The sequence below is a fragment of the Clostridium sp. AF22-10 genome (assembly GCF_003478725.1).
Classification (GTDB): domain Bacteria; phylum Bacillota; class Clostridia; order Lachnospirales; family Lachnospiraceae; genus Otoolea; species Otoolea fessa.
Map to the genome: position 1 here is coordinate 148,885 of NZ_QUFZ01000005.1, position 26,686 is coordinate 175,570.

The following is a 26,686-nucleotide window of genomic DNA, read 5'->3' on the forward strand; positions in this document are numbered from 1 at the left end:
TTCTTGACAAGTAACCATTCGTAACTATAATGTAGTTACCGAATGGTTACTTTGATAAAGGGGATAATTATGGCAGAGGGTACAAAGGAACGGATTTTGAGAACAGCACTGGAACTGTTTGCGCAGAACGGCTATCTGGGGACATCTATGAATGATATTGCAGGGCAGTTGGGAATTACGAAAGCTGCTTTATATAAGCACTATGCCAGCAAACAGGAAATCTTAGATAAGATCGTGGAGCGAATGAACAAGATGGACTATGAGCGCGCTGAGGCGTATGAAATGCCGGAAACGGAACCAGACGGCTTTGCGGAAGCATATCTGCATACACCAATTCAAAAAATTCGCACATACAGCCTTGCCCAGTTTGACCATTGGACAAAGGAGCCGTTTTCCTCCAATTTCCGTAAAATGCTGACGCTGGAGCAATACCGTGATTCCAAGCTTGCACAGCTTCACCACGACTATCTGGCGGGCGGTCCTCTGGAGTATATGGCGGCCATCTTCCGCAAATTGGCAGATTCTGATGAGGAGGCTATGCAGCTGGCGTTGGAATTCTATGGGCCAATGTATCTTCTATACAGTGTCTACGACGGTGCGGAGGAAAAAGAATCGGTTTCTTCCTTATTGGCGACACACATTGATCGCTTTATTGCCAAGGTTGAGGCTGGTTACAGATCAGAAGCTGCCGGGACAGCTGTTTTAAGCAGGAGGAATAACGGATGAACTATATTCGGATCACCAAAGACAATATTGACAAGGAACATATCTGCTGCGCCATGTCCGGTAAGCAGAGTGTTGTAAAAAAGGAATGGCTGCGGCAGCGCTTTGATGATGGACTTGTTTTCTATCGCAGTGAGGAACGCGGTAAATGCTTTATTGAATACATTCCGGCTGAAAACGCCTGGGTGCCGATTGCGGCAGATGGTTATCTTTACATTAACTGTCTATGGGTATCCGGCTCCATGAAGGGACACGGATACTCAAATGATCTGCTGGAGGCGTGTATCTGTGATGCCAGGGTGCAGGGAAAGAAAGGTATTTGCATTTTGTGCGCGGAGGGCCGAAAGCGGGAATTCCTCGCTGACCCGAAATTCCTTACTTATAAGGGTTTCCGTGTGGCAGACATATCCGACTGCGGGATCAATCTTATGTATCTTTCCATTGAATCGGGGGCACAACCGCCGTATTTCAAGGAATGTGCGAAACATCCGGTGATTGAAGAAGCAGGTTTTGTTCTTTATTACACCGATCAATGCCCATATACCTATTATTGGGTACCAAAGGTGCAGGAGGCGGCAAAGGAACATGGTATCCCGTTCAATGCCATCCACATCACTGACAAAGAATCAGCACAGAATGTACCTGCACCGGTCACGACTTATGCACTGTTTCGGGACGGTCAGTTTCTGACACAGAGTATCCAGTCAGATAAAAAATTCCTGGCGCTGGCAGGTTTACAAAATTGATTTTACTCCGCTATTTTTGAGTCGCAACATAATGTTATCAAATGAAATGGAGAAAAAACGAATGAAAAATATATTGATTATTTCAAGCTTGCCAATGTGACGTGTCTTTGACCTGCGCACAATAAAGCTATCGTGCGATTCACAAGGAGTGAGTATAAAGCCCTGCAAAAGTGCTTTCGGATTTAAAAAAAGGGATTCCGATACTGACAGAAAGGAAAAACATGGAGAAAAAATTGCAAAATCCAACCTCTAACAAAAATGAAACACCCGCACCGCAGGGAGGCAAATGGCCGGACGAGACGATCATTCGCTATATCATCCGTGCTTTTTTGCTGCTTATTGTATTCGCATGGGCGCTGGTAAACCTTGACGCTGTTTTGTGTTTTCTCGGCAAGGTGCTTGCACTGTTCACTCCGTTTCTGATCGGCGGCGCGATTGCTTTTTTGATCAACGTAGTTCTTCGACCAATGGAATGCTGCTGGAACAAGGCGTGCCGCAAAGCTCCTGCAAAGCTGACTCGCCCCGTGTGCCTGACAGCAAGCACCGTGCTTATCCTTGGAATTCTATTTGCTGTGGTGTTTATGATGCTCCCCAGCTTGCGGGAATCCGGCGATGAGTTTATCCAAAACATTCCGGTCTATGTGGAGGAAATCGGGCGGTGGTGGGCTGGCGTTGTCCAGTTTGCTGCAAAATATAACATTGTCCTGCCCGAATATGTCATAGACTCTGACCTGTTGATTGAGAAGGTCACCGCCTTGATCAGTGACGAGAAAAGCGGGATTCTCACCGTGACATGGGGCGCGGCAACCTCTGTCCTGTCGGTTTTTGTAGACGTTCTCTTGGGGCTTGTTTTTGCACTTTATCTGCTTGCAAAGAAGGAGGTCGTTGCGGCACATTTGAAAAAACTCATTGTGACAGTCCTTCCGCAAAAGACGGCGCAGCGGCTTCTTAGTATTGCCGCGCTGACCAATCAGACCTTCACAAATTTTGTCAGCGGGCAGCTTACCGAAGCGGTTATCATCGGTGTTCTGTGCTTCTTTGGAATGCTGATTCTTGGGATTCCGTATGCCGGTGCTGTCTCCGCGTTTGTGGCCGTCACTGCGCTGATGCCGATTTTTGGCGCATGGATTGGCGGCGGCTTTGGTGCGTTTTTAATTCTGCTGGCAGAACCTGGCAAGGCTCTGTGGTTCATTCTCTTTCTGATCGTTTTGCAGCAGGTGGAGGGCAATCTGATTTATCCCAAGGTGGTCGGCAAGTCCGTCGGACTTCCTGGACTGCTTGTGCTGATGGCTGTTACGATTGGCGGCGAAGCATTTGGCATCTTAGGGATGCTGTTCAGCGTTCCCGTCTGCGCCGTGCTGTTCAGCCTTTATCTGGAGTTCATGAAGAAAGCAAGCACCCTTTAAGTTGTGGTCTATTCAACAAAGACCACGGCAATTATCGAGCATATTATTTACGATGAGATGGATGACCATTACGGCGCAGAGCCGGAATATCCCTGGAATGACTGGAAAGCTGTGCTGAGGCGCAACGACAATAATAAATGGTATGGTTCTGAAAGTATCTGCTGATAAGTTGGGGGCGTCGGAAGCAGCCGGCATTGATCTAGGGCTGCCGTTCGAGGAAAAACGAAGGGTTTCGAGGGAGGCAAGTCAAATGGAAGACGTTCGACTTGAATTATTCATTAGTTCTTGATAAGTAACCATTCGGTAATCATAGCGTAGTTATCGAATGGTTACTTTAATGAAGAAAATAATTATGGCGGAAGTCACAAAGAAACGGATTTTGAGAACAGCACTGGAACTGTTTGCGCATACGTGCCCAGTAAAGGATAGAGTTGTATCTTAACCTGAGTATAGTTATAATACAATTATGACAGCTGCTTTCCCAGGATTATCAATGACGGAAATGATGTATGACGATGATAGGCAGCAGGGAATTTCCTGGGTATAAAAAAGCTTGCGAAGCTAATGAGAAGGGATGACATCATGGGACATTTTTATTTTGTAAGACACGGACAGACTGTGTGGAATGTGGAGAATAAAATTTGCGGAGCAACAGACAGTCCGTTGACGGAGCATGGACGGCAGCAGGCGGCTGAAACCGGGAAAAATATTGTAGGAAGCGGAATCAAGGCAGATGAAATTCTCTATTCACCCCTTAGCCGTGCAGCAGATACAGCAAAAATTATTTCTGAAATGAGCGGGATTCCCTGCAGGGAAGAACCAAGACTCATAGAGCAGAATTTTGGAAAATGGGAGTCTACGCCGAGAGACGGCAAAGAGTTTAAGACGGCGAAAGAGTCATTTGCCTGCCGATATGAAGGGGGAGAATCCATGCTGCAGCTTGCACAGCGTATCTATAATCTGCTGGATGAAATAAAACAGGAGTCTGACCATAAGACATACATTCTGGTGGCACACAATGGAATTTCAAGGATGATTCAGTCGTATTTTACGGATATGACCAATGAAGAATTTGCATCCTTTGGCGTAAAAAACTGCCAGGTGGTGCGGTATGACTTCTAATCTGGAGCGAGGTGGGCAGTAAAGCTTACCGGGAAGCAGCGGGAGAGTAAAAATCACGTAACTGTGAAGGTACTGAACAGTTACAAAATCACAAACTTAAGGAGGAGAGATGAATCCAAATAAAAAGGAGGATGCGAGCTACCTGCAGACGGTTGACCGTGCCCTAACTATTTTAGAAATGTTCAGACAGCAGAATACACTGTCTCTGCCGTCGATTGCCAGGGAGCTGGGGGTGGGAAAAACCATCGCCTATCGATTGGTACATACTTTGACCGAAGAGGGATTCTTAATACAGGATCCTTTTACGAAACAGTACTCTTTGGGAGAGCAGGTGCTGATATTGGGATTTTGTGCGGTGCATAGGCTGGATGTTAAACGAATTGCTCACGATTTTCTTTGGAATTTCCATGAGCGCACCAAGATCAGCACTTATCTTACTATTCCGTGTGGGAATCAGAGTTTGTGTGTGGATCGTGTGGTTTCAGATAATACTGGGCGTTTGAGTTCAGTGTTTGTGGGGGGAGTATACCCGTTGTTTCGTGGGGCAAGCAATCGAGTATTACTGGCATTTGCTTCGCCTCAATTTCAAAGCAACTATCTCAATAGCTTAGAGTTGGCAGAAGAGGAGAAGACTCAGCTGAAGGAGGATTTGAAAGCTGCTCGAGCTCGTGGATATGATATTACTCATAACAGGCTGACAGAGGGACTGTTTGCCGTCGGATTTCCTATCTATAACTCAGCTAACCAGCTAGTGGCTGGTCTGAGTGTAGGGGGAGTATATGATTTGGAACGACCAGACGCTGTGGAGAAATATATTCAGCAGGGGCGTCAACTGGCTGTTGAGATCAATAATCAAATGGGCTCAAACTATTACAGTAGAATATCTGATTGATTTGTTGAGATGCAAAGAAGAATGATAATATGAGAAATTCGGACAGAAGAAATACTCTTTTGTCTGGGTTTCTTTTTTTTGTTGCTAAAAATATTGACATAAAATTAATCTGTTAGAAAATGATGTAATATATTGACAAGACTCTGACAAGATGCTAATATAAAAACATAATTCCTATCTAAGTAATGCTGTTCCTATAATAGGAACATCGAACAAATGAACGATAGAAAGGAGCGTGAGAATCATGAAATACAAAGGTGCTGCAATCCAATATGACTGCCATTTTATGGATAAAGAGAAAAACTTGGCTGCTCTGACGAACTTGGTGCGTCAGGCAGCAGCTCAAGGGGCGAAGCTCATTGTCCTGCCAGAAATGTGTGCGACTGGATACTATTTTGATAGCATGGAACAGGCGGCCGAGATGGCAGAGCCCATAGCAAATGGGCAAACGGTACGATTATTGGAGAATTTAGCAAAGGAGTTAGATTGCTATTTGGTTGCAGGACTTCCTGAGTCGGATGGAGAGAGGTTGTACAATTCAGCGGTTCTTATAGGACCGGAGGGGCTGATTGGCCGACATCGGAAAATGCACCATTATGTTCCTGATAGTACATGGGCTAAAACGGGAGATGAACCGGTAAAGGTGTTTAATACTCCTATTGGAAATATAGGCATACAGATTTGTATGGATCTAAGTTATCCGGAAGGACCTAGGTTAAGCAGGCTTATGGGAGCACAGGTTTTGTGTTCGCCTATGAACTGGAACGAGCCATCTATCCCTTCATCTATCTGGCTGACACGTGCTAAGGAAAACGGTATGTATGTGATTGCTTCTAATCGACACGGAAATGAAAAAGGATTCGATTTCTGCGGCGGAAGCGGGATTATTGATCCAGAGGGCAGAGTAGTGGCGTGTCATCCTTATGGAGATGGAATTGCTATGGCTGAGATTGATTTAGAGATGAAGCCGGATCGAAGCGAGATTCCTTTACGCCGCCCGAAGCTCTACCGTGAACTTCAGTTACAGCGTTATCCATGGTATCAGAGTCAGTATTACCAAGCATATGCTACGGAGCCATTGCTTGAGGGAAAGCAATTTTCTACGGCGGTATGCAGCATAAAGCCAGAGAATCGGGAAGAAGGGTTTATGGCTGTAAAGCAGGCTATCAGTCAAGCTGGGAAGCAAGGAGAGCGCTTGCTGGTTCTGCCTGAACTGGTGCTTGGAGGTGTGCCTGATGACTTGCAGCAAGCACAGTGCATGGCCATTCGAGAGGATGATCCTGTGTGGAAAGAGCTATCTTCTCTAGTCATGGAGAATCATGTGGATGTGATTCTGGGCTTTGTATTAGAAGAAAACGGGAAGCTATGGAATGCAGCAGCATGCTTGTGCGAAGATGGTTCTCGACATTACTATCGGAAGAGTCATCTGACTGAGAGGGAAGCACAGTGGGCGGAAGCAGGAGACCGTGCCGGACTGGTCCTTGATCGCCCTTATGGCAGAATCGGTGTACTGTTAGGCAACGAAATTTTTATTACGGAAGTGCCTCGATTGCTGGCCAATGGCGGATGCGATATTTTAGCTGTTCCAGCGGTGGAAAATCCGTCGTGCCCTCCTGGTATTCCAGAGGTTCAACAGGAGGTGGAACATTATCATCTTGCTAGGGTAAGGGCTAATGAAAATAGTACATACGCAGCCTTTGCGGCTCAAAAAGGAGTGAGCGGCATATTTGGTCCAGATATGTTCCTAGTACCGCGGAATGAGGTGGTGCTCAACGAGAGCGGATTTGCAGATATGACAATGGATACTCGATTTATATTCTCAGATGAAAGTGGATGTCCAGTGATAAACCTGTTCGAGAAAAGCCAATGCTTGGGACCAGACATACTACATGGTATGACAAGTTGATAGAAGAAACGGATTGTGTGCTTTAAAAGAAGGGAGAGCCATATGAGTGATAAAAAACAAGATGTGAATGCTGTGACAACTGAGTCTAACGTGGAAGATCAGGATTATATTTATACTCCGGTTCCTCAGAATAAGCGGTACGGATGGATTAAGATGTTTTTCGTCTGGTTATGTTGGAATGTAGTAGTAGGAGACTTGGCTACAGGTACGGCGTTGGGATCCAGCATGAAGTTTCGGGATGCTCTCATTGCCCTGTCAATCGGTGATATTATATTAGTGGTGGTCATGATTATGACTGTGTATATCGGTTCAAAAACCGGATTGGCAGCAATGTCATTGATTCGGTTTACCGTAGGTCGGGTAGGAACTTATATTTTCTCGGCGATTATCTGTGTGACCTCCGTGGGTTGGTTTGCCACCCAGTTGGGCTTCTTTGGGCAGATTTGGTCTCAGTATCTTCCGATAAGTGTACCGATTCTGGCAGTGCTGGGCGGAATTATGATGGCGTCTACAGCAATTAAGGGATTTAAGGGAATGGAGAAGTTAAGCACATTTGCAGCGATTCCGTTGCTTCTGTTTATTGTTTTGGCACTGGTTAACTGTGTAAGATTGATTGGCGTAGATTCTTTGTTCTCTTATAGCCTACGGGAAGTCAGATTGGCACCATGGCTACTGGCGTTACCACAGTTATTGGCAGCTGGGCAGCCGGAATGGCTACTGTTCCCGACTGCGGCCGATTTGCAAAGACGGATATCATAAAGATCTCTATCGTTTGGATCGCTGGTCTTTTCTTTGGTCATTTTCTGCTTCCAATTGCTGGTATTGCAGCTGCTCTGCATCTGGAAACATGGGATTTCGGAGTAGTATCTGATTACATCGGCGTATTGGCCACTGGTTCAGGAATCATTGGTGCTGTGCTTATTACTTTAGCTGCATGGACAACTAACCAGCAGAACCTGTACTCCGCATCCAATGCGACATGCAACATTATCGAAGTGAAGAAAAAGAGCACTGTTACCATTGTTCTGGGCGCTATCGGAATTGCTTTAGGTTTCTGTGGTGTGGTGGACTACTTTGTGCCGTATATGACATGGCTTGGTATTGTAATCCCGCCAATGGCTGCAGTTATGGTGGCTGATTATTTGGTACTGCCTTTGTTTGGAGTAAAACATAATTATAATTATAATGACATTTCTTACGAAAACCTTCCACTTATCAAGTGGCCTTCCGTTCTGGCTTGGGGATGTGGTGTAGCAGTTGCTATTTTCTCTCCGGGCATTCAGGCTATTAATGGTATGGTAGCTACGGTTGTGCTGCATGTGGTATTTAATCTGATGGCAAATAAGAAGAATTAAGGTGGAAGCATTTTGATGTAGAATATAGAAAGGAAGAAAGTTATGGAACATATTAGAATGAAATTGACAGAAGAACATGTCCGTTGGGCGGCTCTTGGTGGCTCCATTCTTGGCGGCGGTGGAGGCGGTTCGGCAAAGACCGGAGCTGAGTTCGGAGATCTGGCTGTGCGGTTCAGCCAGCTGGAATTAACCCCGTTGGATCAGATTGATCCGGAAACCGTGGTTGTCACAGCTTCTATGGTAGGGGCTCCTGCCGCACAGGAGAAGTTTGTCTCCCCGGCAGATATGATGCGCTGCGTGGAGCTCTTTACTCAAAGCACGGGTATTCGTCCAGGAGGTATCGTTACTAATGAGAATGGAGGCGGTTCTACGTTCAATGGATGGCTAGAGGCATCCATGCTGGGAATCCCTCTGATAGACGCTCCCTGCAACGGCCGTGCTCATCCTACGGGAGTGATGGGAAGCCTGAATCTTCATCGTGATCCCAATTATATTACTACCATGACCTGTGTGGGCGGACGAAAGGAATTGGGTCGACACGTGGAATGTACAGTTACAGGTTCTATTGATCATTGTTCTAAACTGGTGCGGGCGGCTGCTGTGGAGGCTGGAGGCCTTGTGGCTGTAATCCGGAACCCGGTGAAGGCTTCGTTCCTGCAAAAAAACAGCGCTGTGGGGGGCTTGTCACTGGCTATTGAGACGGGACGCCGTTATTCACAGGGATTAGAAAAGTCGGTAGAAAATGGTGTGCAGGAGGTTTGTGAATTTTTAGGCGGTGAGATATTGGCTCACGGTCCGGTAGAGGAGTATCAGCTGCGCAGTGAAGGCGGCTTTGATGTAGGTATCGTTAAGATTGGTGGATATGAGATGTCTTTCTGGAATGAGTACATGACGGTGGATGGACCAGATGGACAGCGCAAAGGCACATTCCCTGATCTGATTATGACATTTGACAGCCAGACTGGACGGCCAACGCCTACATCTGACTTGAAACAGGGCCAAGAAGTTTATCTCATTCATGTGGGTTATCAGCATCTGAAGTTGGCGGCTCCCATGTTTGACAAGGACTTATTGGCGGGCGTAGAGAAGATCATCAACCGTCCTATTGTGGATTGTGTGTCATTCTGATAAGGAGATAAGGAAATCTATGCGAAAGACCCCGCCGCCAAAATACTGGCAGCGGGGCCTTTGTAGATAGGACGTAACGGTTCAGTAGGTCTGTGCATTTATTGCGCGTGACTGTGAAAGTACTGAACAGTTACGATAGGGCAAGTATAAGATGGAGGAAATTAAGATGGTGAAGATGAAAGTTGGAGCAATAACCATTGGGCAGTCACCCAGGACGGATGTGGTACAAGAACTGTTTCCGCTGATGGGTGAGCAGGTGGAACTAATTCAGGCAGGTGCATTAGATGGGCTCACTCGGGAGGATATCCAGGCATTTGCACCAGGACCAGAGGATTATACTTTAATCTCACGACTTCGAGACGGAAGTTCGGTTATGATTGCCGAACGACATATTCTGCCCCAGCTGCAGCAGTGTATCGAACGGTTGGAAGAGCAGGGCGTAAATTTGATTCTGTTTTTGTGCACGGGGGATTTTCCGGCTGTGTTTCATTCTAAAGTGCCATTGATTTTTCCGTGCAAGGTGCTTAATGGGCTTGTGCCAGCCTTGTCTAATCGAGGAAAGATCGCTGTAGTGGTTCCAACACCGCAGCACGTGGATCAGACAGAGAAAAAGTGGAATCAGTATGTAAAGGAGAGTATTATTATTCCGGCTTCTCCCTACGGTAGCCAGGATGATTTGGATGCGGCGGCTAGAGCTGCAGCGAAAATGGATGTGGATCTGGTGGTAATGGACTGCATTGGCTATAATATCGGAATGAAAGAACAATTTCAAAAATTATCTGGAAAACGGGTGATTTTGTCCCGGACACTTGCAGTCCGGGTTATGATGGAACTGCTGTCATAAGAGGGGGGGAAATGCGATGGAACTGGCGGAAATTGGAAAAAATATTTTAACAAACTGCATGAATGTCAAACCAGGGGAGAATGTACTGATAGTGACCGATGATGAGAAGTATGCCATTGGTCAGGCCTTGTATCAGGCGGCTAAACTTTTGAAAGCAGAAGCTATGTTAATGACTATGACTGCTAGAGAGGTGTCTGGTCAGGAACCACCCGCTGTAGTGGCAGCTGCCATGAAAGCGGCGGATGTGGTAATTTGCCCCATGAAAACATCTATTACGCATACACGAGCCAAAATTGAGGCAGCGGAAGCTGGAGCAAGGATTGCTACAATGCCGGGAATCACGGAGGAAATGTTTGCCATGGGTGCTATGACTGCAGATTACAGTCGTGTTATGGCACTTACAGAGCAGGTGACTGATTTATTGACGAATGCCAATACAGCCCGCATAGAGAAAGATGGACATGTTTTAACGCTGGATCTTCGGGGACGGCGTGGAGTATCTAGCCTGGTGTCTATCGGGAAAAGGGGCAGGCGGGAAATCTTCCTTCCGGAGAGTCATACATAGCTCCGATAGAGACAGGAGCAAATGGTACGATGGTAATTGATGGATCTATGGTTGGAATCGGTTTATTAGAACAGCCTTTGGAAGTGAAAGTGAAGGACGGGGTTCTTCAAAGCATCCAAGGAAAAGAAGCAGAGAAACTGGAGATTCTCTTGAGAAATAGGAACAATGCCACTCTGTGTGAACTGGGCATTGGAACCAACTATGCGGCCAGACTGATCGGCGTTATTCTGGAGGATGAGAAAGCTTATCAAACGGTTCATATTGCCTTTGGTACTAACGTAGGATTTGGAGGAAATAATCAGGCAGACTGCCATATGGACGGAATTATTAAGAATCCCACATTGTATTTGGATGACAAGCTAGTTATGTTAGATGGAGTTTTCCAGATTTAAGGAGATATTTCAATTGCTGCCTGAGTATTTTGCTCATGAAATTATTTTTAGGGAACCAAGAGAGAAGGAACGTATAATATGAAAACTTATAAAGTTGGTCTGATTCGGGTGCTGACCACAGAGGACGAGGAATTGCTGCAGCTGCATGGAAAGCTGATAGAATCGTATTTCCCTATGTTCCAGGTAGTGTCACGATGTATTCCGGATCAACCGGAGGGAATTCATGACGATGAAACATTCGCTGTAGGTGTACCTAAGGTGGTGAATCTTGCAGTGGAACTGTGGAAGGAAGGCTGTCAGGCTATTATTATCAGCTGTGCCGGTGACCCGGGAGTTCCGGAGGCAAGACAGGCTGTACCGATTCCGGTTATAGGAGCGGGATCCAGTACTGCAGCGTTGAGTCTGTTTTTTGGCAGTCATCCGGCTGTGTTGGGGATTACCGAAGATGTACCGTCAGGATATCAGCGGATATTCGGTGATCGGATTGTAGACAATGCAAAGGGAGATGGGGTAGAAAATGTCCTGGATTTGATGACAGACAGAGGATATGAAGCCACCATGAAAGCAGCGGCTGCGCAGAAAGAGATGGGGGCCGATGTGATTGCCCTTAGCTGTACAGGAATGTCCAGTATCCGTATTGCTCCCTCCATCGAAAAGACAGTAGGAATTCCGGTTCTGGATCCTGTTTTGTGTGAGGGACTGCTGACATTGTTTGAGCTATTGAGAAGAGAAAATATGGAGGATTAGGAGTTAGAATTAGGAAGCTTCGTCTATACTAAAATATAGGCGGAGCTTTTTTGTGTATAATGATTGTATCTTAAATGGAAGATCGATTATAATATAAATAGACAGAAAAACTGGCGGTTTATATAAATATTATGCTGGGTACACATACATTCCCAGCAGCTGCTGAACACAGTAAAAGGCAATGGAGGCATCGGATAACCATAGCTGCAACTGTGGCGCAGAAAGTGAATGAGTGAAATTATGAAACGAATTAACAATGTTATGCCAATTATTTCTGGATCCTGTTTTGGTTTTGCCGGAATTTTTGTGCACGAATTACGGATCGTACTTGCTAAGCTTGTGCTTTCGGGTAAAAAGCAGGAAGTTGTGGAGGAATAGGATCATGTCAAAAGATGAGTATTTGATTACCGATGCGCCGCTGAAAGCGTTGACGGTTTTTGCAATGCCGATGATTCTCGGCAGTTTTTTTCAGCAGGTATACAATATGGCGGACTCCATTATCGTCGGCCAGTTTGTGGGTTCCTCCGCACTGGCGGCGGTTGGCGCCTGTGCAGCGCTGACGAATGTTTTCATTTGTGTGGCACTGGGGGCCGGTGCTGGTGCAGGTGTGCTTGTGAGCCGCTATTTCGGTGCCAAAGAGTATGGAAAAATGAAAACGATTGTGTCTACATCACTGATCAGCTTTTTGCTGCTGAGCATCATCCTTGGTGTCTTTGGCTTTTGTTTTTCCCATGCGATGATGAGCGGATTACAGACTCCTGCCGATATTCTGGAGGAAGCAGTGCTGTACCTGCGGGTCTATTTTGTGGGCTTTCCGTTTTTGTTCATGTACAATATTCTCTCTACCATGTTCACTTCCATCGGTGAATCAAAAATTCCGTTGGGACTGCTGATCTTTTCATCAATCCTGAATATTGTAATGGATCTTTGGATGGTAGCCGGTCTGGGACTTGGCGTGTTCGGTGCGGCGCTTGCAACTTTGATCGCACAGGGCATTTCGGCTGTGTTTTCACTTTTGATTTTCTTTTACCGGATGCGGCGGTATAAGAGTATCTTTGCCTGGTTTGAGGGACAGGAGCTGCGCTCGATGCTTCGGATTGCTGTTCCGTCGGTTCTTCAGCAGTCTACCGTATCCATCGGTATGATGATCGTACAGGCGGTGGTAAATCCTTTTGGCACACAGCACTCGCCGGATACGCGGCAACGATGCGTGTAGAGAATGTTTTTTCCCTGATTTTTGTGTCCATCGGCAATGCGGTTTCCCCATTTGTTTCCCAGAATCTTGGCGCAAACAAAACCCAGCGCATCAAAAAAGGCTACCACGCAGCATTGGTGCTGGATGTGTGTTTTGCGGCGCTTGCTTTCCTTGTCATTGAAACGCTGCACACGCAGATTTCATCACTGTTCCTTGGAAAAGACGGAACCGCCCTGGCTTATCAGGTGTCGGGGGATTATATGAGATGGCTTGGTTACTTCTTTATTTTCATGGGAATTAAAATGGCGACCGATGGAGTCCTTCGCGGACTCGGAATCATGCGGCCATTCCTCGTTGCCAACATGGTAAATCTTGCGATCCGCCTGTCCGTGGCGTTGATCGGTGCACCGCGTTTTGGTATTAATTTTGTTTGGCTTGCCGTGCCGGCAGGATGGCTTGCCAACTTTCTGGTTTCCTATGCGGCACTGAGAAAATCCTGGCCGGCTGAGAAAGTGGAGCCGTCTCGATAAATTTGGATGTACTGAAATGAAATACATACGTTTGTCTTGTTTGATTTATGAATATCGATTTTGTTAAAAATATGTTATGATACCAGGGTCAAAAGGTCAGAAGTCCGACGCAAGCTTGCTTGCGGGAGAATTTTTGACCCCAACATCATGTAATTGCTTTAGGAGGAAAAAACGAATATAATAACATAAACTGACAGAAGGAGAAATTTGTGATGAAGAGACAGAAAGGTTTTACACTGGTTGAACTCTTGATAGTGGTTGTTATTATTGGAATACTGGTATCAATTTCAATCCCGATTTTTACGGCACAGATGCACAAGGCAGAGGTGGCGGCAGACTGGGCGAATCTCAGGGCATATTATGCGGAAATACAGGCAGATTATATGTCTACCCAGCAACAGAATCCGAAAGTTAAAACGGATTGGCATACAAATCCCAACTATGACTGGCATTCGGTGACTTTTTTAGATGGGCATAAGGCTGAGATAAAGGCTGGAACCTGTGCAGTTAGTTTTACTACGGATAAAGGATATTCAATTGCATATAATTGTAATAAAGGTCATGCAAAATGTGACTTAGGTTTAGGAGAGAAGTATACGAGTCAATGATATAGCTTGAGAATACATAAGGAATTTCCGGTTCTAATGCTGGACATCCACCCCAAAGTCAAGTATAATGAACTAGAACAGTTGTACGATTATAATAAACGGGTAATCAGAGCACAAGCGGACATCTGATTTCCCGTTTTTGTATTGCAATGTATCCGGAAGACAAACAGAAGGAGGTACCCTATCCGATGTCAAGAAAAAATCCGTTCGTCATGCCCATCCTCAAATGGGTAGGCGGCAAACGGCAGCTGCTGGACAGCATCAATCCGCTGATCCCGGAATGTTCGACCTATTATGAGCCGTTTATCGGGGGCGGTGCGGTGCTCTTTGGGAGACAGCCGAACAAGGCGGTGATCAATGACTCCAACGAAGAGCTGATCAATGTATACCGGATGATCAAGGAAGAGCCGGAAGCGTTGATTGCGGCGCTGAGCGCCCATAAGGAACAGAATTGCGAGGAGTATTATTATACGGTGCGGGCGTGGGATCGCGACAAGGAGACGTATCAGACGCGGACCAACGTCGAGCGGGCAGCGCGGATCATTTACCTGAACAAGACCTGCTACAACGGCCTGTTCCGCGTCAACAGCTCCGGCGAGTTCAATTCTCCGTGGGGCAGATATAAGAACCCGAATATCACGAACGAGGCGACTATCCATGCGCTGAATGCGTATTTAAATAAAGCGAATATTACGATCAAATGCGGCGATTACCGCGAGGCGTTAAAGGGCATCCGGAAGGGCGCGTTCGTCTATTTTGACCCGCCTTATATGCCGATTAGCTCGTCGGCGTCGTTCACGGGCTACACCGCGGGCGGCTTCGGGGAGGAAGAGCAGATCGCATTAAAAGAGCAGTGTGACATGTTGAATGCAAAGGGCATCAAGTTCCTGCTTTCCAATTCGTCCTGCGAATTTATCGAGGATTTATATAAAGATTACATCATCGACCACGTGGATGCTAAGCGCGCGATCAACGTGAAACCGGAGAAGCGCGGAGAGATTCAGGAAGTTCTGGTACGCAATTATGAGCTTGATTGATGATAAATGGAGAATTTTATTTGATAAATACCGGATTGAGCGGGAAATTGAGAAACATGGGCGGTTTTACATCACCGCTGACCAGATCCGCGAAGTCAAGGAACCGCGTCTGATGACGAAATTTGACACGCGGGAATCCCTGCCGCGGGTGTTTGGAAAGAAGATTTCGATTCTTCCGGTGTCGCGCGGCGGCTATGTGCTGGGCGAGTTTGACTTGTATCAGGATTTTCCGGAGATTCCGTCCGATATCAAACGGGTGACGAGCGCGAAGATACCCGATTACTTTGAGTCGATCGACCTTCATGACATCCGCTCGGAAGCCAGCGCGATCAACGTTATGAGCATCACGGGGATTCTGGATGATTTTCTGGGCGAGGATCGCATGGTGCAGACGGTTTCGGGGCGGATGGGGTCTGGAAATTTTGAGTTTTATGTCAGCGACTATCAAAAATCAGAGCCGATTGAGAAAAAGCCACTTATCCAGGTACAGAATTCGCAGGTCGAGATCGACGGTGGATTTGAAAATGAGAATGTATTTACGCTGATCGAGGGAAAAAACGTCGTCCACAGCAATTTTCTGATCCGGCAGCTTTATTATCCGGCGAGACTCTGGGCGGAGAAGATACACAAGCCGATCCGTCCGGTATTTATGGTGTATTCGAATAATATTTTCCGCCTGCTGGAATATGAATTTACGGACCTGCGCTACTACAATTCGCTGCGGCTGGTGCAGGAGCGAAATTACAGCTTAGAGGAAATCGAGATTACGCTGGATGATTTATACGATGTCTGGGCACGGACAAAGGTCAAGCCGGAACCGGCGGTTACCTTTATCCAGGCGGACAGCTTTTACAAGGTTATTTCACTGGTGGAGCGCCTGAACGAGAATCCAATGACGGGCGGGGAGATCGCGCAGCTTTTTGGATTTAAGGAGCGACAGTCGGACTATTATTTCAACGCGTGCCGCTATCTGGGGCTGGCGGAGAAGCAGACGGATGAGGACGGCGTGAAAGTGCATATCACGGCGATAGGAAGACGGCTTTTGAAACTGCCGTATAGGGCGCGCCAGCTCGAATACGTCCGCCTGATTCTGGAACACCCGATTTTCCACGATTTATTTGAAGCTGCCCTTCAGATCGGAGATGTTCCGGACAAGGAGTATGTCGCAAAGAAAATGCGGGAATACCAGGTCTGCGGGGAGAATCTGATCGTGCGAAGGTCAAGTTCAGTGCGAGCATGGCTGTACTGGATTCTGACGCTGGTGAACGAAGGATAGGGAAATGGGAATTATTATATTTATCCGTTATCATGCTAAGGGGGTAATTTCGTCTCAGATGCGGCGGCGTCCGTGCATGTGATGCCTGACCGTTAGAAAAACAGACCATTTGGACAGAGAATAAAATATAGAAAGTTACAGGACAGCATATGGGCAGACAAGAGCAGACAAATCATCTTTTCAGCAACCGCGATCTGCGGATTCTTCTGGTTCCGCTGATCGTAGAGCAGATTTTAAACTCCCTGATGGGTACAGCGGACAGCATTATGGTCAGCAACGTGGGAGCGGCGGCGATCTCGGCGGTTTCGTTGGTTGACTCCATCAATATTTTAGTGATACAGGCATTCTATGCGCTGGCAGCAGGCGGCACGATCGTCTGCTCCCAGTACATCGGACAGAAAGATAAGAAAAATGCGGAGGAATCCGCGAGACAGTTATCTTTTGTGGTGGCGTGCATCTCGTCGGCGGTCATGGCAGTCTGCCTTCTGACACGCGGACCGCTGCTGCGGCTGATTTTCGGCAGCGTCGAGGCGGATGTCATGGAGGCAGCGCAGATCTATTTTTTCTACACGGCGCTTTCGTTCCCATTTATCGCCCTCTATGATGCCGGTTCCTCGATCTACCGGGCGCAGGGAAATACAAGGCTTCCGATGACGATCGCGGTCGTCTCTAACGGGTTAAATATCGCCGGAAATGCGGTGCTTATCTGGGGCTTCCATCTTGGAGTTGCCGGTGCGGCGATTGCCACGCTCGGTTCCCGCGTTATCTCGGCAGTGGTGGTGTTTGCCTTTTTGCACAATCCCAGCCAGGAAATTGCGGTGCGTGACTATCTGCATATCCGTCCGGACGGACGCCGGATTATGCGGATTCTCTCATTGGGAATCCCAAACGGTATCGAAAATGCGATGTTCCAGTTTGGAAAGCTTGCGATTCAGTCAACCGTCTCGACCCTCGGGACGATCGCGATCGCAGCCCAGGCGATGACGAATATTCTGGAAAACTTAAACGGCATCGCGGCGATCGGTATCGGAATCGGCATGATGACGGTGGTCGGACAGTGTCTCGGCGCGGGGCGCAAGGATGAGGCGATCTATTATATCAAAAAATTGACGGCAGTGGCGGAGATCGTCATCATCGCAAGCTGTGCGCTCGTATTTCTGGCGACGAAACCGGTCACGATTCTGGGCGGCATGGAGCCGGAGAGTGCGAAGATGTGTCTCTACATGGTCGGATGGATCACGGTGGTAAAGCCGATCGTCTGGACGCTCGCATTTATTCCGGCATATGGAATGCGGGCTGCCGGGGATGTGAAGTTTTCGATGATTCTCTCCTGCATCAGTATGTGGGCGTTCCGGGTGACGCTGTGCATTTATCTCTGCCGCGTCCATGGCTTCGGACCGATCGCGGTGTGGATCGGCATGTTTACAGACTGGACGATCCGGGGCATCGTATTCACATTCCGCTTTATGGGCCGGAGATGGCTCGCACATAAAGTTGTGTAAAAAACAGAGGGAGCAAAATAAAAATGGAGTTACAAATACTGGATTGGATTCAGCAGATGCGGACGCCGGTGGGCGATGTCTGGATGGTGTTTATTTCGCGGCTTGGAAATGCAGGAATGATTTGGATTCTGTTTACATGCCTGCTGCTTATGATTCCGCGGACGAGAAGATGGGGAGCTGCGCTGGCGGCAGCGCTCTGTCTGGATGCGATCATCTGTAATATCTTACTAAAGCCTATGGTTTGCCGGATCCGTCCGTGCGATGTGAATCAGACAATTCAGCTGCTCATTGCCCGCCCGGCGGACTATTCCTTCCCGTCGGGACATACGGCGGCTTCGTTTGCTGCGGTCGCGGCTCTGTACTTTGCCGGGGCGAAAAAATGGTGGAAAATCACGCTGCCTCTGGCGATCCTGATGGCGTTTTCAAGAATGTATTTATATGTGCATTACCCGACCGATGTTTTGGGCGGCATGATTGTGGGATGCGCGGCTGGGTATTTTGGAAACCGGCTGGCAGCGCATCTGATACGGTCCTGGAGACAGAAGATGAAAAAACCAGAGGACAGAAAAAATAGATAATTTTATGTAAGAGATGCCAGAAGTTACTGGGCACGTATGCGTGTACAGTAATGCCAGAACACCTGTAATTGTCCCGTTTTTCTCTTGATATCCTTTATTTCCGATGGTATAATCTATAATCGAAATAATTTCTTTTATGATAGAAAAGGGATGATTATGATGGGGTTAGACCAGAATCAGTAATTTTATTCATTGTTAAAAGGTACGGCGTGATCTATCGACTCCAAAGCTTAGGATGATAGGAAATGCGTTTTTTGATGATGAGGTACTTGGAACGAGACCAGGGATAGAGTGATGGAGGAGAAAGACATGTTAAATTACAAGAAATATAAGAGAGTTCCGGTGGTAGATTACCCGGAGCGTGAGTGGCCGAATAAAGAGATTGAGAAAGCGCCGATCTGGTGCAGCGTTGACCTGCGCGACGGCAACCAGGCACTGGTTGAGCCGATGGTCGTAGAGGAGAAGATTGAGATGTTCAATCTCCTGGTAAAACTTGGATTTAAAGAGATCGAGATTGGCTTCCCGGCAGCTTCCCAGATTGAGTACGATTTTCTGCGCCAGTTAGTAGAGCGCAAGCTTATCCCGGACGACGTAGTTGTACAGGTTCTGACCCAGTGCCGCGAGCACCTGATCAAGAGAACCTTTGATGCCATCCAGGGTATTCCGAAGGCGATCGTACATATTTACAATTCAACTTCTACCTTACAGCGTGAGGTTGTATTCCATGCAGACCGCGAGGAAGTAAAGCAGATCGCGATCGATGGTACCCGCATGGTAAAGAAATATATGAAAGATTACGACGGAAAAGTAATCCTTGAGTACTCTCCGGAGAGCTTTACCGGAACCGAGCTTGATTTCGCATTGGATATCTGCACCGCTGTACAGGAAGAGTGGGGCGCAACCCCGGACAATAAGATCATCATCAACCTTCCGGCAACGGTTGAGATGACGACTCCGAACGTATATGCAGACCAGATCGAGTGGATGAACAGGCATTTTAAGAACCGTGACAGCATTATTTTAAGTATCCATCCGCACAATGACCGTGGTACCGGCATTGCAGCGACCGAACTGGCGCTCTTAGCAGGTGCAGACCGTGTCGAGGGTACACTGCTTGGAAACGGCGAGCGTACTGGTAATATTGACATATTAAATATCGCTTACAATATGTTCTCCCAGGGTATCAACCCGGAGTTAAATCTGGAAAATGTAAAGGAGATCACCGAGGTTTGTGAGCGCTGCACAAAGATGACCGTTGACCCGAGACATCCGTATGCAGGCAAGCTGGTATTTACCGCATTTTCCGGTTCCCATCAGGATGCAATCAGCAAGGGTATGCAGGCGCTGCAGAAGAGAACCGACGGCATCTGGGAGGTTCCGTACCTGCCGATCGATCCGAGTGATATCGGACGCGAGTACGAGCCGGTTGTCCGCATCAACAGCCAGTCCGGCAAGGGCGGCGTAGCCTTCGTCATGGATTCCTTCTACGGATTCCGTCTTCCGAAGGGAATGCACAAAGAGTTTGCTGACATTATCCAGAAGATTGCAGAGAAGCAGGGCGAGGTAGCTCCGGAGCAGATCATGGACGAGTTCCGTGCAAACTACCTGGACAGAAAAGAGCCGATGCACTTCAAAAAATGCCAGATCACAGACAAGGAGTACGAGGGCGGCGCATTCGCAACCGTTGCAACTCTTACCTTTACCGCTCATGACACCGAGCGCACCGTTGAGGGCGTAGGTAACGGACCGATCGATGCGGTACAGAGAGCGATCGAGGAGGCACTTGGCATCGAGATCCGTGTTCTGGACTACAACGAGCATGCACTTCGTTCCGGTTCCGGCGCACAGGCAGCGTCCTACATCCATCTGATGGATGTAAAGAGCGGCCGGGCACCTACGGTGTCGGCATCAGCTCTAACATTACGAGAGCATCTATCCGCGGTATCTTCAGTGCGGTAAACAGATTGTTCTACTAAAAAATAAAATGAATCAATTCAGAGTGACTGCTTGTGTGTGGACAGTCGCTGGTTTGGGCGGTATGCAGAAATGTGTGCCGCTCTTTTTCTGCCTGCCCATCTTTTTTAAAACAGGTTTCACCGGATACTCCGCATTCCAATATTGACAAGAACAAAATCCCGGTGTTACGATATAGAAAACTGAAAAACTGCGTGAAATGACGATATTCGACTGAAAATTTCATGCTTATGAAAAAGAGAAAGGAAGTCCGTGAAAATGATTCTAAGGGCGAAGTATTTAATTACCGGAGATGGCAGAACCTGTTTGCAGGATCAGGCGGTGTATCTGGATAAAGAGGAAAAAATCGGCTGGATAGGAGACGCTGCGGAAGCGGCGGGGCGCTACCCGGAAGAGATGGTAAAGGATTACGGCGAGGCGACGATCCTGCCGGGACTGTTTGATATGCATGTGCATTTCGGCTACTACTACAGCCAGCCGGATCTGGATAATTATGACGATTATATGGTGGCATACTATGCGCTGGAGCAGGCGAAACAGTCGCTGCGGCTCGGTATCACGACGGTGCGCGATCTGTCCTGCCCGCCCAATCTGATGAAGCAGCTGCGTCTGGCAGGGCAGAAAGGGTATGTGGCGGTTCCGCGGATCATCCATGCGGACGCAGGTATCTGCATGACCGGAGGACACGGACATCAGGATGGGGTCGAGGAGGCGGACAGCCCGTGGGGCGTGCGCGCCGCTATCCGAAGACAGCTGCGTGCGGGAGCTGACTGGGTCAAGATCCTGACGAGCAACCGCGGCGATATTCCGGAATTTACGCAGGAAGAGCTGGATGCAGCGGTGGATGAGGCGCACCGCCAGGGGGTGAAGATCGCGGTTCATTCGGGTACGCAGCCGTCGATTCAGATGTGTATTGACGCGGGATTTGACACGATCGAGCACGGAACCTTTTTAACAGAGGCGCAGGCGCGCCAGATGGCGGAAAAGGGAATCGCCTGGACGCCGACGATCACGGCGTACACGTATTTGTATGAGCAGACGAAGCAGATGATCGAGGCGGGTGTGGACATGGACAACCCGATCGCCGCCAGAGCCGTTCACGATCAGGCATTTTTCCAACCGGCGTTTGAGGCGTACCGGGACAATTTCAAAAAGCTCTATGACACGGGAGTTACGGTGCTGGCAGGCAGCGACATGGTACTCTACAAAGCACCGCCGCTTCCGATTCATCAGGAACTCGGCTATATGGTAGACTATGGAATCACGCCGGTGGAGGCAGTGAGAACCGCAACCTACAATGCGGCGAGCGTGCTTGGAATCGAGAAGGAGACGGGTAGCCTGAAAGAGGGCCTGGCGGGGGATCTGCTGGTTGTAAAGGGAGATGTCTCAAAGAATATTCGTGCGCTGGATGATGTGCTGGAAGTGTATCTGGCAGGAAAAACGGTGTATACGGTGTAAAAGATATGAAAAAGCTGTCTTTTTCAGAAGTGCAGGAGTTTTTGTTTCCTGAGATGGGAAAACCAAAAAGAAAATAAAAACATCTTGAAATTCTAAAAGAGACAGCTTTTATTATGTTTCTATACCGCGCAGACTGTAATTAAAATACGACTTCATTCCCATGAACAAACGGATTCGGCGTGTGTACGGTCAGAATCTTAACGACACGGTTTGTGTTGTTGACCCAGTCATGCGGGGTCTGGGAGTGGATCTGGATACTGTCGCCCGGATTCAGGCAGTATTCGTTGCCGTCCAGATATACGGTCAGGATACCCTCCAGAACGTAGATAAATTCTTCACCGTCGTGCTGATTCATCTCAAGCTGGTTTTCAGAGCTTGTGGTGGCGGACGGCATCAGGTGGAAGATACGCGGAAGACAGGCGAATCCCTGTGCATTTCCATTGACCAGGTACTGTACGATCTGGGGGTTGATCTGGGAACAGTGCATGGCAAAACTCCGGCTGACCGGGGATTTCTCCTGATCGGCGGAGGAGTCAAAGAACGAAGACAGACTGACTCCGAGAATCGTGGCAAGTTTTGCCAGAGAGTCGATTGCGATCGAAGAGAGACCGCGCTCCAACTGGGAAAGAAAGCCGATGGACAGACCGGACTCTTCGCTGAGCTGTTTCAGTGTGTATTTTTTTGCGGTACGGAAGGCTTTCACCTTGGCACCGATGGTAACATTATGATCCATAGATATATCCCCCTTGCGGCATCATTCTTTAATATAACATATCCACTATACAGGATTTTTGTTGGAACGTCAACTAAAGGGGTAGTTTTGACGGGTAAATTTAATTCGAAATGGAACGATTTTTTGGGAAAAGACCAAAATGGGCGGCGGATTTGGAGAAGTGAACCAGTGAGCGGATAGAAGGGGGAGAAAATGGGATAGAGAAAACAGGTGGACAGAAAATAAAAACAGGGGGAGAAACAGAATGAAGGAAATAGTACGTGCTTCGATCGAGGATTGTTCCCAGATCGAGCGCTTCCGTTTGGTGACTCGTCTGGGGAATGCGATTCTTTCCAATGGCGGGGAGGTATTCCGGGCGGAGCAGGCGATGGAGTATGCGGCGCGGGCGCTGCGTCTTGAAGCATTTAATGCGTATGTGATTGCGAATGGGATTTTTTCAAATGTGGTGATTGACGGGCGGTTTTATTCCAGCCGTATCTGTTATGTGCCGCTGGCACCTACGATTCTATGCCGGGTGGATGCCTTAAATGATCTGTCGAGAAAGATTGCGGCGGGTAAATGCGGTCCTTATGAGATGCGGATGCGCCTTGAGCAGATTGAACACATGAAAGTGCTCGAAAATCGGGGAAAGGTTCTGGCGGCAGGAATTGGAAGCGCTGGATTTTGTTACCTGTTCCAGGGCAGCCTGCGCGATACGGCGGCGGCATTTGTGGCGGGAGTGCTGCTGTATTTGTTCCTTTTATACGCAGCTCCGCGCTTTTCTTCGTCCCGGATGATGCAGACGATCATGACGAGCAGCGTGCTTGCATTGTGCTGTTGTTTGCTGTGCTGGATCGGGCTGGGAGAAAGCCTGGATCATGTCATGATCGGAGCTGTGTTCACGCTGGCGCCGGGTGTGCCTCTGACCAATTCGATTCGGAATTTTTTGGAAAATGATTATTTATCCGGTCTGATCCGTTTTGTAGACGCCTTTTTGACGGCGGGCTGTATTGCGATCGGAGTTGGTGTGGCACTGCGGTTCTGGATGTTTGCGATGGGAGGTATGCTCTGATGGAAATGGCAGGGGAAATTCTGGGGCAGCTTCTGGCGGCCTGTGTCGGAACTGCCGCCTTTTCGGCACTGTTTGGAGTCCCGAAGAAGTATTGGCTGGACTGTGGTATCTGCGGGCAGTCGGCTGGGGCGTGTATCTGGCGGTCATGGCAGCTTATCAGACGCCGATCATCGGGACCTTCGCGGCGAGCGCGGTCTTGACGATGCTGTCGCGCTGTCTGGCGATACAGCGGAAAGCGCCGACGATCCTCTTTCTGGTATGCGGCATCTTCCCGCTTGTGCCTGGAGCGGCGATCTACTATACCGCCTACAACTTCTTCATGGGGCAGGAAGCGCTGGCGCTCCAGTATGGCATGGATACAATCAAGATGGCGGTCGCAATCGGGCTGGGGATCGGAGCGGCATATTCGCTTCCGGGACACCTGTTTGGATGGAAGCGGGAGATAGAGGTGTGGGAACCTGAGAAAGAGGGTAAAAAGTAGCCGCGGTTTACTTTTCTTTTAAAATATAGTAGAATACCCTCATACTATTAAGGAAAATATGATCAGCTGCGGCAGGCGTGGGGTGTTCTGCGGGCTTGATGGAGGGGACAGACATCGATATGGACAGTAAATTTTATGAGCCAGAAGTTCTGAAACAGCTGCAGGGAGAGATTCTGTCGATTCTGGATGATTTTATCCGGATCTGTGAAGACTATCATCTGGAATATTTCGGGATAGCCGGAACGGGAATCGGCGCGCTGCGGCACAAGGGATTTATTCCCTGGGACGACGATATCGATATTGCGATGCCGCGGCGGGATTTTGAGCGCCTGCTCCGGATCGTGGAAAAGAAGATGAGCGACCGGTATCTGGTTCTCAATGCAGAGCGATATCCCAATTATCCGCTGATGACAACCCGTCTGGTGAAGAAGGGGACGGTGTTTGTTGAGGAGGTTATGAAGGATGTGGACTGTCCGTTCGGCATCTTTCTGGATCTTTATGTGCTTGACAATGTGGCGGACAACCCGGTTCTATACCAGATTCAGTCGTGGACGGCCTGGTTCTGGAGTAAGCTGATGATTCTGCGGGCGATTCCGCGTCCGACGCTGCAGCAGCGGGGCATCAAGGCGAAGCTTATCTGGGCGGTCTGCGGGATGGTCTACAAGGCGATAAAGCTGCTCCATATCTCGCCTCAGTGGCTGCGGATGCGCTGTGAGCGGGTCTGCCGTAAATACAATAAATACCGGACACGCCGGATGGCATTTCTGCCGGACACAAGCCCATACTGGAATGTCGTGGATCGGGCGCGCTGTTATCCGCTCCGGAAGCTGGAATTTGAGGGCAGACGCATGAATTTCCCAGGAAATATCGAGGAAATGCTGACAAAAATGTATGGCGATTTCATGCAGCTTCCGCCGGTTGAAAAACGCAAAACACACACGCCGAGCCGGCTGGAATTTTCAAAGGAAGAGATACTGTAGTGGTAAAATATTTAGCGAACGCCCTGATCGGTGGAGACGGGCAGATTGAAAAACGAAATATGAGCTGGAATATGATAGGGAGCTTTCTCTATGCACTGGCGTCCATGGTGCTGACGATCGCGGTCATCCAGATTGTCGGCGAGGATGAGGGCGGTATCTTCTCCTTTGCGTATTCTACATTTGGTCAGCATATGTTTATGGTGGCCTATTTTGGCATCCGCCCGTTCCAGATCACGGATACGAGGCGGCGGTTTACGTTTGGCGAATATCTGCGGCTGCGCCTGATGACCTGCGGCGCGGCGCTGGTAGCCGGGCTTTTTTATGTGACGGTGATCAACCGGGACTATGCCTTTGTCAAGGCGGCGACGGTGTTTTTAATGGTCGCGTACAAGGTGATCGACGGTTTCGCGGACGCTTACGAGGCAGAATTTCAGCGTGATGGACGCCTGTATCTGACGGGCAAATCAAACGCATTCAGGACGGTTTTATCGGTCGGTGTCTTTTTAGGCAGTTTGAATGCGACCCACAACCTGGTTGGCTCCTGCCTGGCGGCGGTACTGGCGCAGCTGGCGGGCGTGTGCCTGTTTGATTTTTCGGTAATCGGTCATCTGCCGCAGGTGGACTGGGAGGTCCGCTCCGGGCGTGTCGGGCTGTTGTTTAAAGAAAATGTAGTCCTGTTTTTATCGGTTATTCTGGATTTTTATATTTTTTCTGCCGCGAAATATGCGATCGAGGGCAATATGGCGGACAAGTATCAGGCGGTATTCGGTGCGATCTTTATGCCGACCAGCGTCATCAATCTGGTGGCAGGCTTCGTCATCCGCCCGTATATCACGAAACTCTCGGATCAGTGGGAGCGGAATGCGCTCCCGGAATTTGCCGGGACGGTAGGCCGGCTGGCGGCAATCATCGCGGCGCTTACGGCGCTGGCAGTCGGGGGTGCCTGGATTCTCGGAATCCCGGTTCTCTCAATGTTATATCCGAAGATTGCGTATATGCTGCGGGAATGCCGCCTGGCGCTGGCGTTTATCATTCTGGGCGGCGCGTTCAATGCGTATGTGAATCTGTTTTATTATGCACTCATCATTATGCAGGAGCAGAAACGAATTTTTCTGGGTTATGTCGGTGTGACGGCAGCGGCGCTCCTTATTTCTTCGCCCTGTGTACGGGCGGCGGGACTGCTGGGAGGATCGCTTTCGTATCTGCTTTTGATGGCGGCACTGACTGCCTGCTTTGGACTGACGTCGCTTGTGATGTACCGGAGACGGGTACGCGGGATATAGAACTTGTTTAGAATGTACTCTCGGAGTCTTTCTGCACTTGCTTTTGTGGCTGATTTTCCGCCAGCCGCACCCGAATTTCATCAACGTACGCACCGCGTACGCCTCAGAAATTTGGGCACAACTGACAAAAAAACATCTCACAAAATCAAGCACAGAAAGATTCCGAGAGTACAT

26 protein-coding genes and 2 pseudogenes are annotated in these 26,686 nt (G+C 48.5%); 27 read left to right on the forward strand and 1 reads right to left on the reverse strand.

Translation table 11 applies throughout. From position 1 onward, the window contains the following. Positions 1-69 precede the first annotated feature (69 nt). The 23 genes and pseudogenes from DWX91_RS05630 (at position 70) to DWX91_RS05730 (ending at position 21,984) form a co-directional block, all read left to right on the forward strand. On the forward strand, positions 70-726 hold the full coding sequence (locus tag DWX91_RS05630) for a TetR/AcrR family transcriptional regulator (protein ID WP_107000730.1): 657 nt from the start codon (positions 70-72) through the stop codon (positions 724-726). After that, on the forward strand, positions 723-1,469 hold the full coding sequence (locus tag DWX91_RS05635; protein WP_118471486.1) for a YoaP domain-containing protein: 747 nt from the start codon (positions 723-725) through the stop codon (positions 1,467-1,469). Before DWX91_RS05630 ends, DWX91_RS05635 begins: the two co-directional genes overlap by 4 nt. A gap of 221 nt (positions 1,470-1,690) precedes the next feature. After that, positions 1,691-2,875, forward strand: coding sequence for an AI-2E family transporter (locus DWX91_RS05640; RefSeq protein WP_147354387.1), 1,185 nt, complete (start codon positions 1,691-1,693; stop codon positions 2,873-2,875). A gap of 3 nt (positions 2,876-2,878) precedes the next feature. Beyond that, positions 2,879-3,040 carry a hypothetical protein gene (locus DWX91_RS05645; protein ID WP_243034048.1) on the forward strand — a complete coding sequence of 54 codons (162 nt, stop codon included), beginning with the start codon at positions 2,879-2,881 and terminating at the stop codon, positions 3,038-3,040. Between the two features lie 417 nt (positions 3,041-3,457). Continuing rightward, entirely contained in the window at positions 3,458-3,997 is a 540-nt protein-coding gene (locus tag DWX91_RS05650) for a histidine phosphatase family protein (protein WP_107000727.1), read from the forward strand. Between the two features lie 109 nt (positions 3,998-4,106). Then, on the forward strand, positions 4,107-4,889 hold the full coding sequence (locus DWX91_RS05655) for an IclR family transcriptional regulator (RefSeq protein ID WP_118538470.1): 783 nt from the start codon (positions 4,107-4,109) through the stop codon (positions 4,887-4,889). A gap of 244 nt (positions 4,890-5,133) precedes the next feature. Beyond that, a complete protein-coding gene (locus DWX91_RS05660; protein WP_118538472.1) occupies positions 5,134-6,795 on the forward strand; it encodes a nitrilase-related carbon-nitrogen hydrolase in 1,662 nt (553 codons plus the stop codon). A 42-nt stretch (positions 6,796-6,837) separates the two neighbouring features. Continuing rightward, positions 6,838-7,554 carry a cytosine permease gene (locus tag DWX91_RS17890; RefSeq protein ID WP_118522193.1) on the forward strand — a complete coding sequence of 239 codons (717 nt, stop codon included), beginning with the start codon at positions 6,838-6,840 and terminating at the stop codon, positions 7,552-7,554. Continuing rightward, on the forward strand, positions 7,506-8,150 hold the full coding sequence (locus DWX91_RS17895; RefSeq protein ID WP_412693835.1) for a hypothetical protein: 645 nt from the start codon (positions 7,506-7,508) through the stop codon (positions 8,148-8,150). The genes DWX91_RS17890 and DWX91_RS17895 overlap by 49 nt, the downstream gene beginning before the upstream one ends. A gap of 42 nt (positions 8,151-8,192) precedes the next feature. Then, the gene (locus DWX91_RS05675; protein ID WP_118471474.1) at positions 8,193-9,278 is read left to right on the forward strand and encodes a DUF917 domain-containing protein; all 1,086 of its coding nucleotides are present in this window, start codon (positions 8,193-8,195) and stop codon (positions 9,276-9,278) included. Positions 9,279-9,444: 166 nt separating this feature from the next. Continuing rightward, the gene (locus DWX91_RS05680; protein WP_227589689.1) at positions 9,445-10,122 is read left to right on the forward strand and encodes an AroM family protein; all 678 of its coding nucleotides are present in this window, start codon (positions 9,445-9,447) and stop codon (positions 10,120-10,122) included. 16 nt (positions 10,123-10,138) lie between these two features. Then, a complete protein-coding gene (locus tag DWX91_RS17255; protein ID WP_243098981.1) occupies positions 10,139-10,687 on the forward strand; it encodes a hypothetical protein in 549 nt (182 codons plus the stop codon). 29 nt (positions 10,688-10,716) lie between these two features. Next, complete coding sequence (locus tag DWX91_RS17260; protein ID WP_243098982.1) at positions 10,717-11,079, forward strand: hypothetical protein; 363 nt, start codon at positions 10,717-10,719, stop codon at positions 11,077-11,079. 78 nt (positions 11,080-11,157) lie between these two features. Next, positions 11,158-11,826: an aspartate/glutamate racemase family protein gene (locus DWX91_RS05690; protein ID WP_117796841.1), complete on the forward strand. Its 669-nt coding sequence runs from the start codon at positions 11,158-11,160 to the stop codon at positions 11,824-11,826. A 240-nt stretch (positions 11,827-12,066) separates the two neighbouring features. Then, on the forward strand, positions 12,067-12,204 hold the full coding sequence (locus tag DWX91_RS16575) for a hypothetical protein (RefSeq protein ID WP_182431245.1): 138 nt from the start codon (positions 12,067-12,069) through the stop codon (positions 12,202-12,204). 4 nt (positions 12,205-12,208) lie between these two features. After that, positions 12,209-13,551: pseudogene (locus DWX91_RS05695) on the forward strand (MATE family efflux transporter). 212 nt (positions 13,552-13,763) lie between these two features. Then, positions 13,764-14,159: a prepilin-type N-terminal cleavage/methylation domain-containing protein gene (locus DWX91_RS05700; protein ID WP_118481832.1), complete on the forward strand. Its 396-nt coding sequence runs from the start codon at positions 13,764-13,766 to the stop codon at positions 14,157-14,159. A 188-nt stretch (positions 14,160-14,347) separates the two neighbouring features. Beyond that, complete coding sequence (locus DWX91_RS05705) at positions 14,348-15,196, forward strand: DNA adenine methylase (protein ID WP_118493355.1); 849 nt, start codon at positions 14,348-14,350, stop codon at positions 15,194-15,196. Then, positions 15,183-16,472: a type II restriction enzyme gene (locus DWX91_RS05710; protein ID WP_118469225.1), complete on the forward strand. Its 1,290-nt coding sequence runs from the start codon at positions 15,183-15,185 to the stop codon at positions 16,470-16,472. Before DWX91_RS05705 ends, DWX91_RS05710 begins: the two co-directional genes overlap by 14 nt. Positions 16,473-16,621: 149 nt before the next feature. After that, entirely contained in the window at positions 16,622-17,974 is a 1,353-nt protein-coding gene (locus tag DWX91_RS05715; RefSeq protein ID WP_118471462.1) for an MATE family efflux transporter, read from the forward strand. A 23-nt stretch (positions 17,975-17,997) separates the two neighbouring features. Continuing rightward, positions 17,998-18,552: a phosphatase PAP2 family protein gene (locus DWX91_RS05720; protein WP_182431244.1), complete on the forward strand. Its 555-nt coding sequence runs from the start codon at positions 17,998-18,000 to the stop codon at positions 18,550-18,552. 309 nt (positions 18,553-18,861) lie between these two features. Beyond that, positions 18,862-20,528, forward strand: a pseudogene (leuA, locus tag DWX91_RS05725) (2-isopropylmalate synthase). Between the two features lie 256 nt (positions 20,529-20,784). Continuing rightward, positions 20,785-21,984 carry a metal-dependent hydrolase family protein gene (locus DWX91_RS05730; protein ID WP_118471456.1) on the forward strand — a complete coding sequence of 400 codons (1,200 nt, stop codon included), beginning with the start codon at positions 20,785-20,787 and terminating at the stop codon, positions 21,982-21,984. 139 nt (positions 21,985-22,123) lie between these two features. On the opposite strand, the gene DWX91_RS05735 is transcribed toward DWX91_RS05730, so the two are convergent. After that, the gene (locus DWX91_RS05735; RefSeq protein WP_118471454.1) at positions 22,124-22,717 is read right to left on the reverse strand and encodes a cupin domain-containing protein; all 594 of its coding nucleotides are present in this window, start codon (positions 22,715-22,717) and stop codon (positions 22,124-22,126) included. 244 nt (positions 22,718-22,961) lie between these two features. Here DWX91_RS05735 and DWX91_RS05740 point away from each other — a divergent pair, with 244 nt between their 5' ends. From DWX91_RS05740 to DWX91_RS05755, 4 genes are all read left to right on the forward strand, one after another. Further along, a complete protein-coding gene (locus tag DWX91_RS05740; protein WP_022360037.1) occupies positions 22,962-23,768 on the forward strand; it encodes a threonine/serine exporter family protein in 807 nt (268 codons plus the stop codon). 91 nt (positions 23,769-23,859) lie between these two features. Further along, positions 23,860-24,249 (forward strand): threonine/serine exporter family protein, encoded by a 390-nt coding sequence (locus DWX91_RS05745; RefSeq protein WP_243098983.1) that lies wholly within the window; start codon positions 23,860-23,862, stop codon positions 24,247-24,249. A gap of 119 nt (positions 24,250-24,368) precedes the next feature. Next, complete coding sequence (locus tag DWX91_RS05750; protein WP_243017741.1) at positions 24,369-25,229, forward strand: LicD family protein; 861 nt, start codon at positions 24,369-24,371, stop codon at positions 25,227-25,229. Beyond that, the gene (locus tag DWX91_RS05755) at positions 25,229-26,512 is read left to right on the forward strand and encodes a lipopolysaccharide biosynthesis protein (RefSeq protein WP_333490965.1); all 1,284 of its coding nucleotides are present in this window, start codon (positions 25,229-25,231) and stop codon (positions 26,510-26,512) included. Before DWX91_RS05750 ends, DWX91_RS05755 begins: the two co-directional genes overlap by 1 nt. The last annotated feature ends 174 nt before the right edge of the window (positions 26,513-26,686 follow it).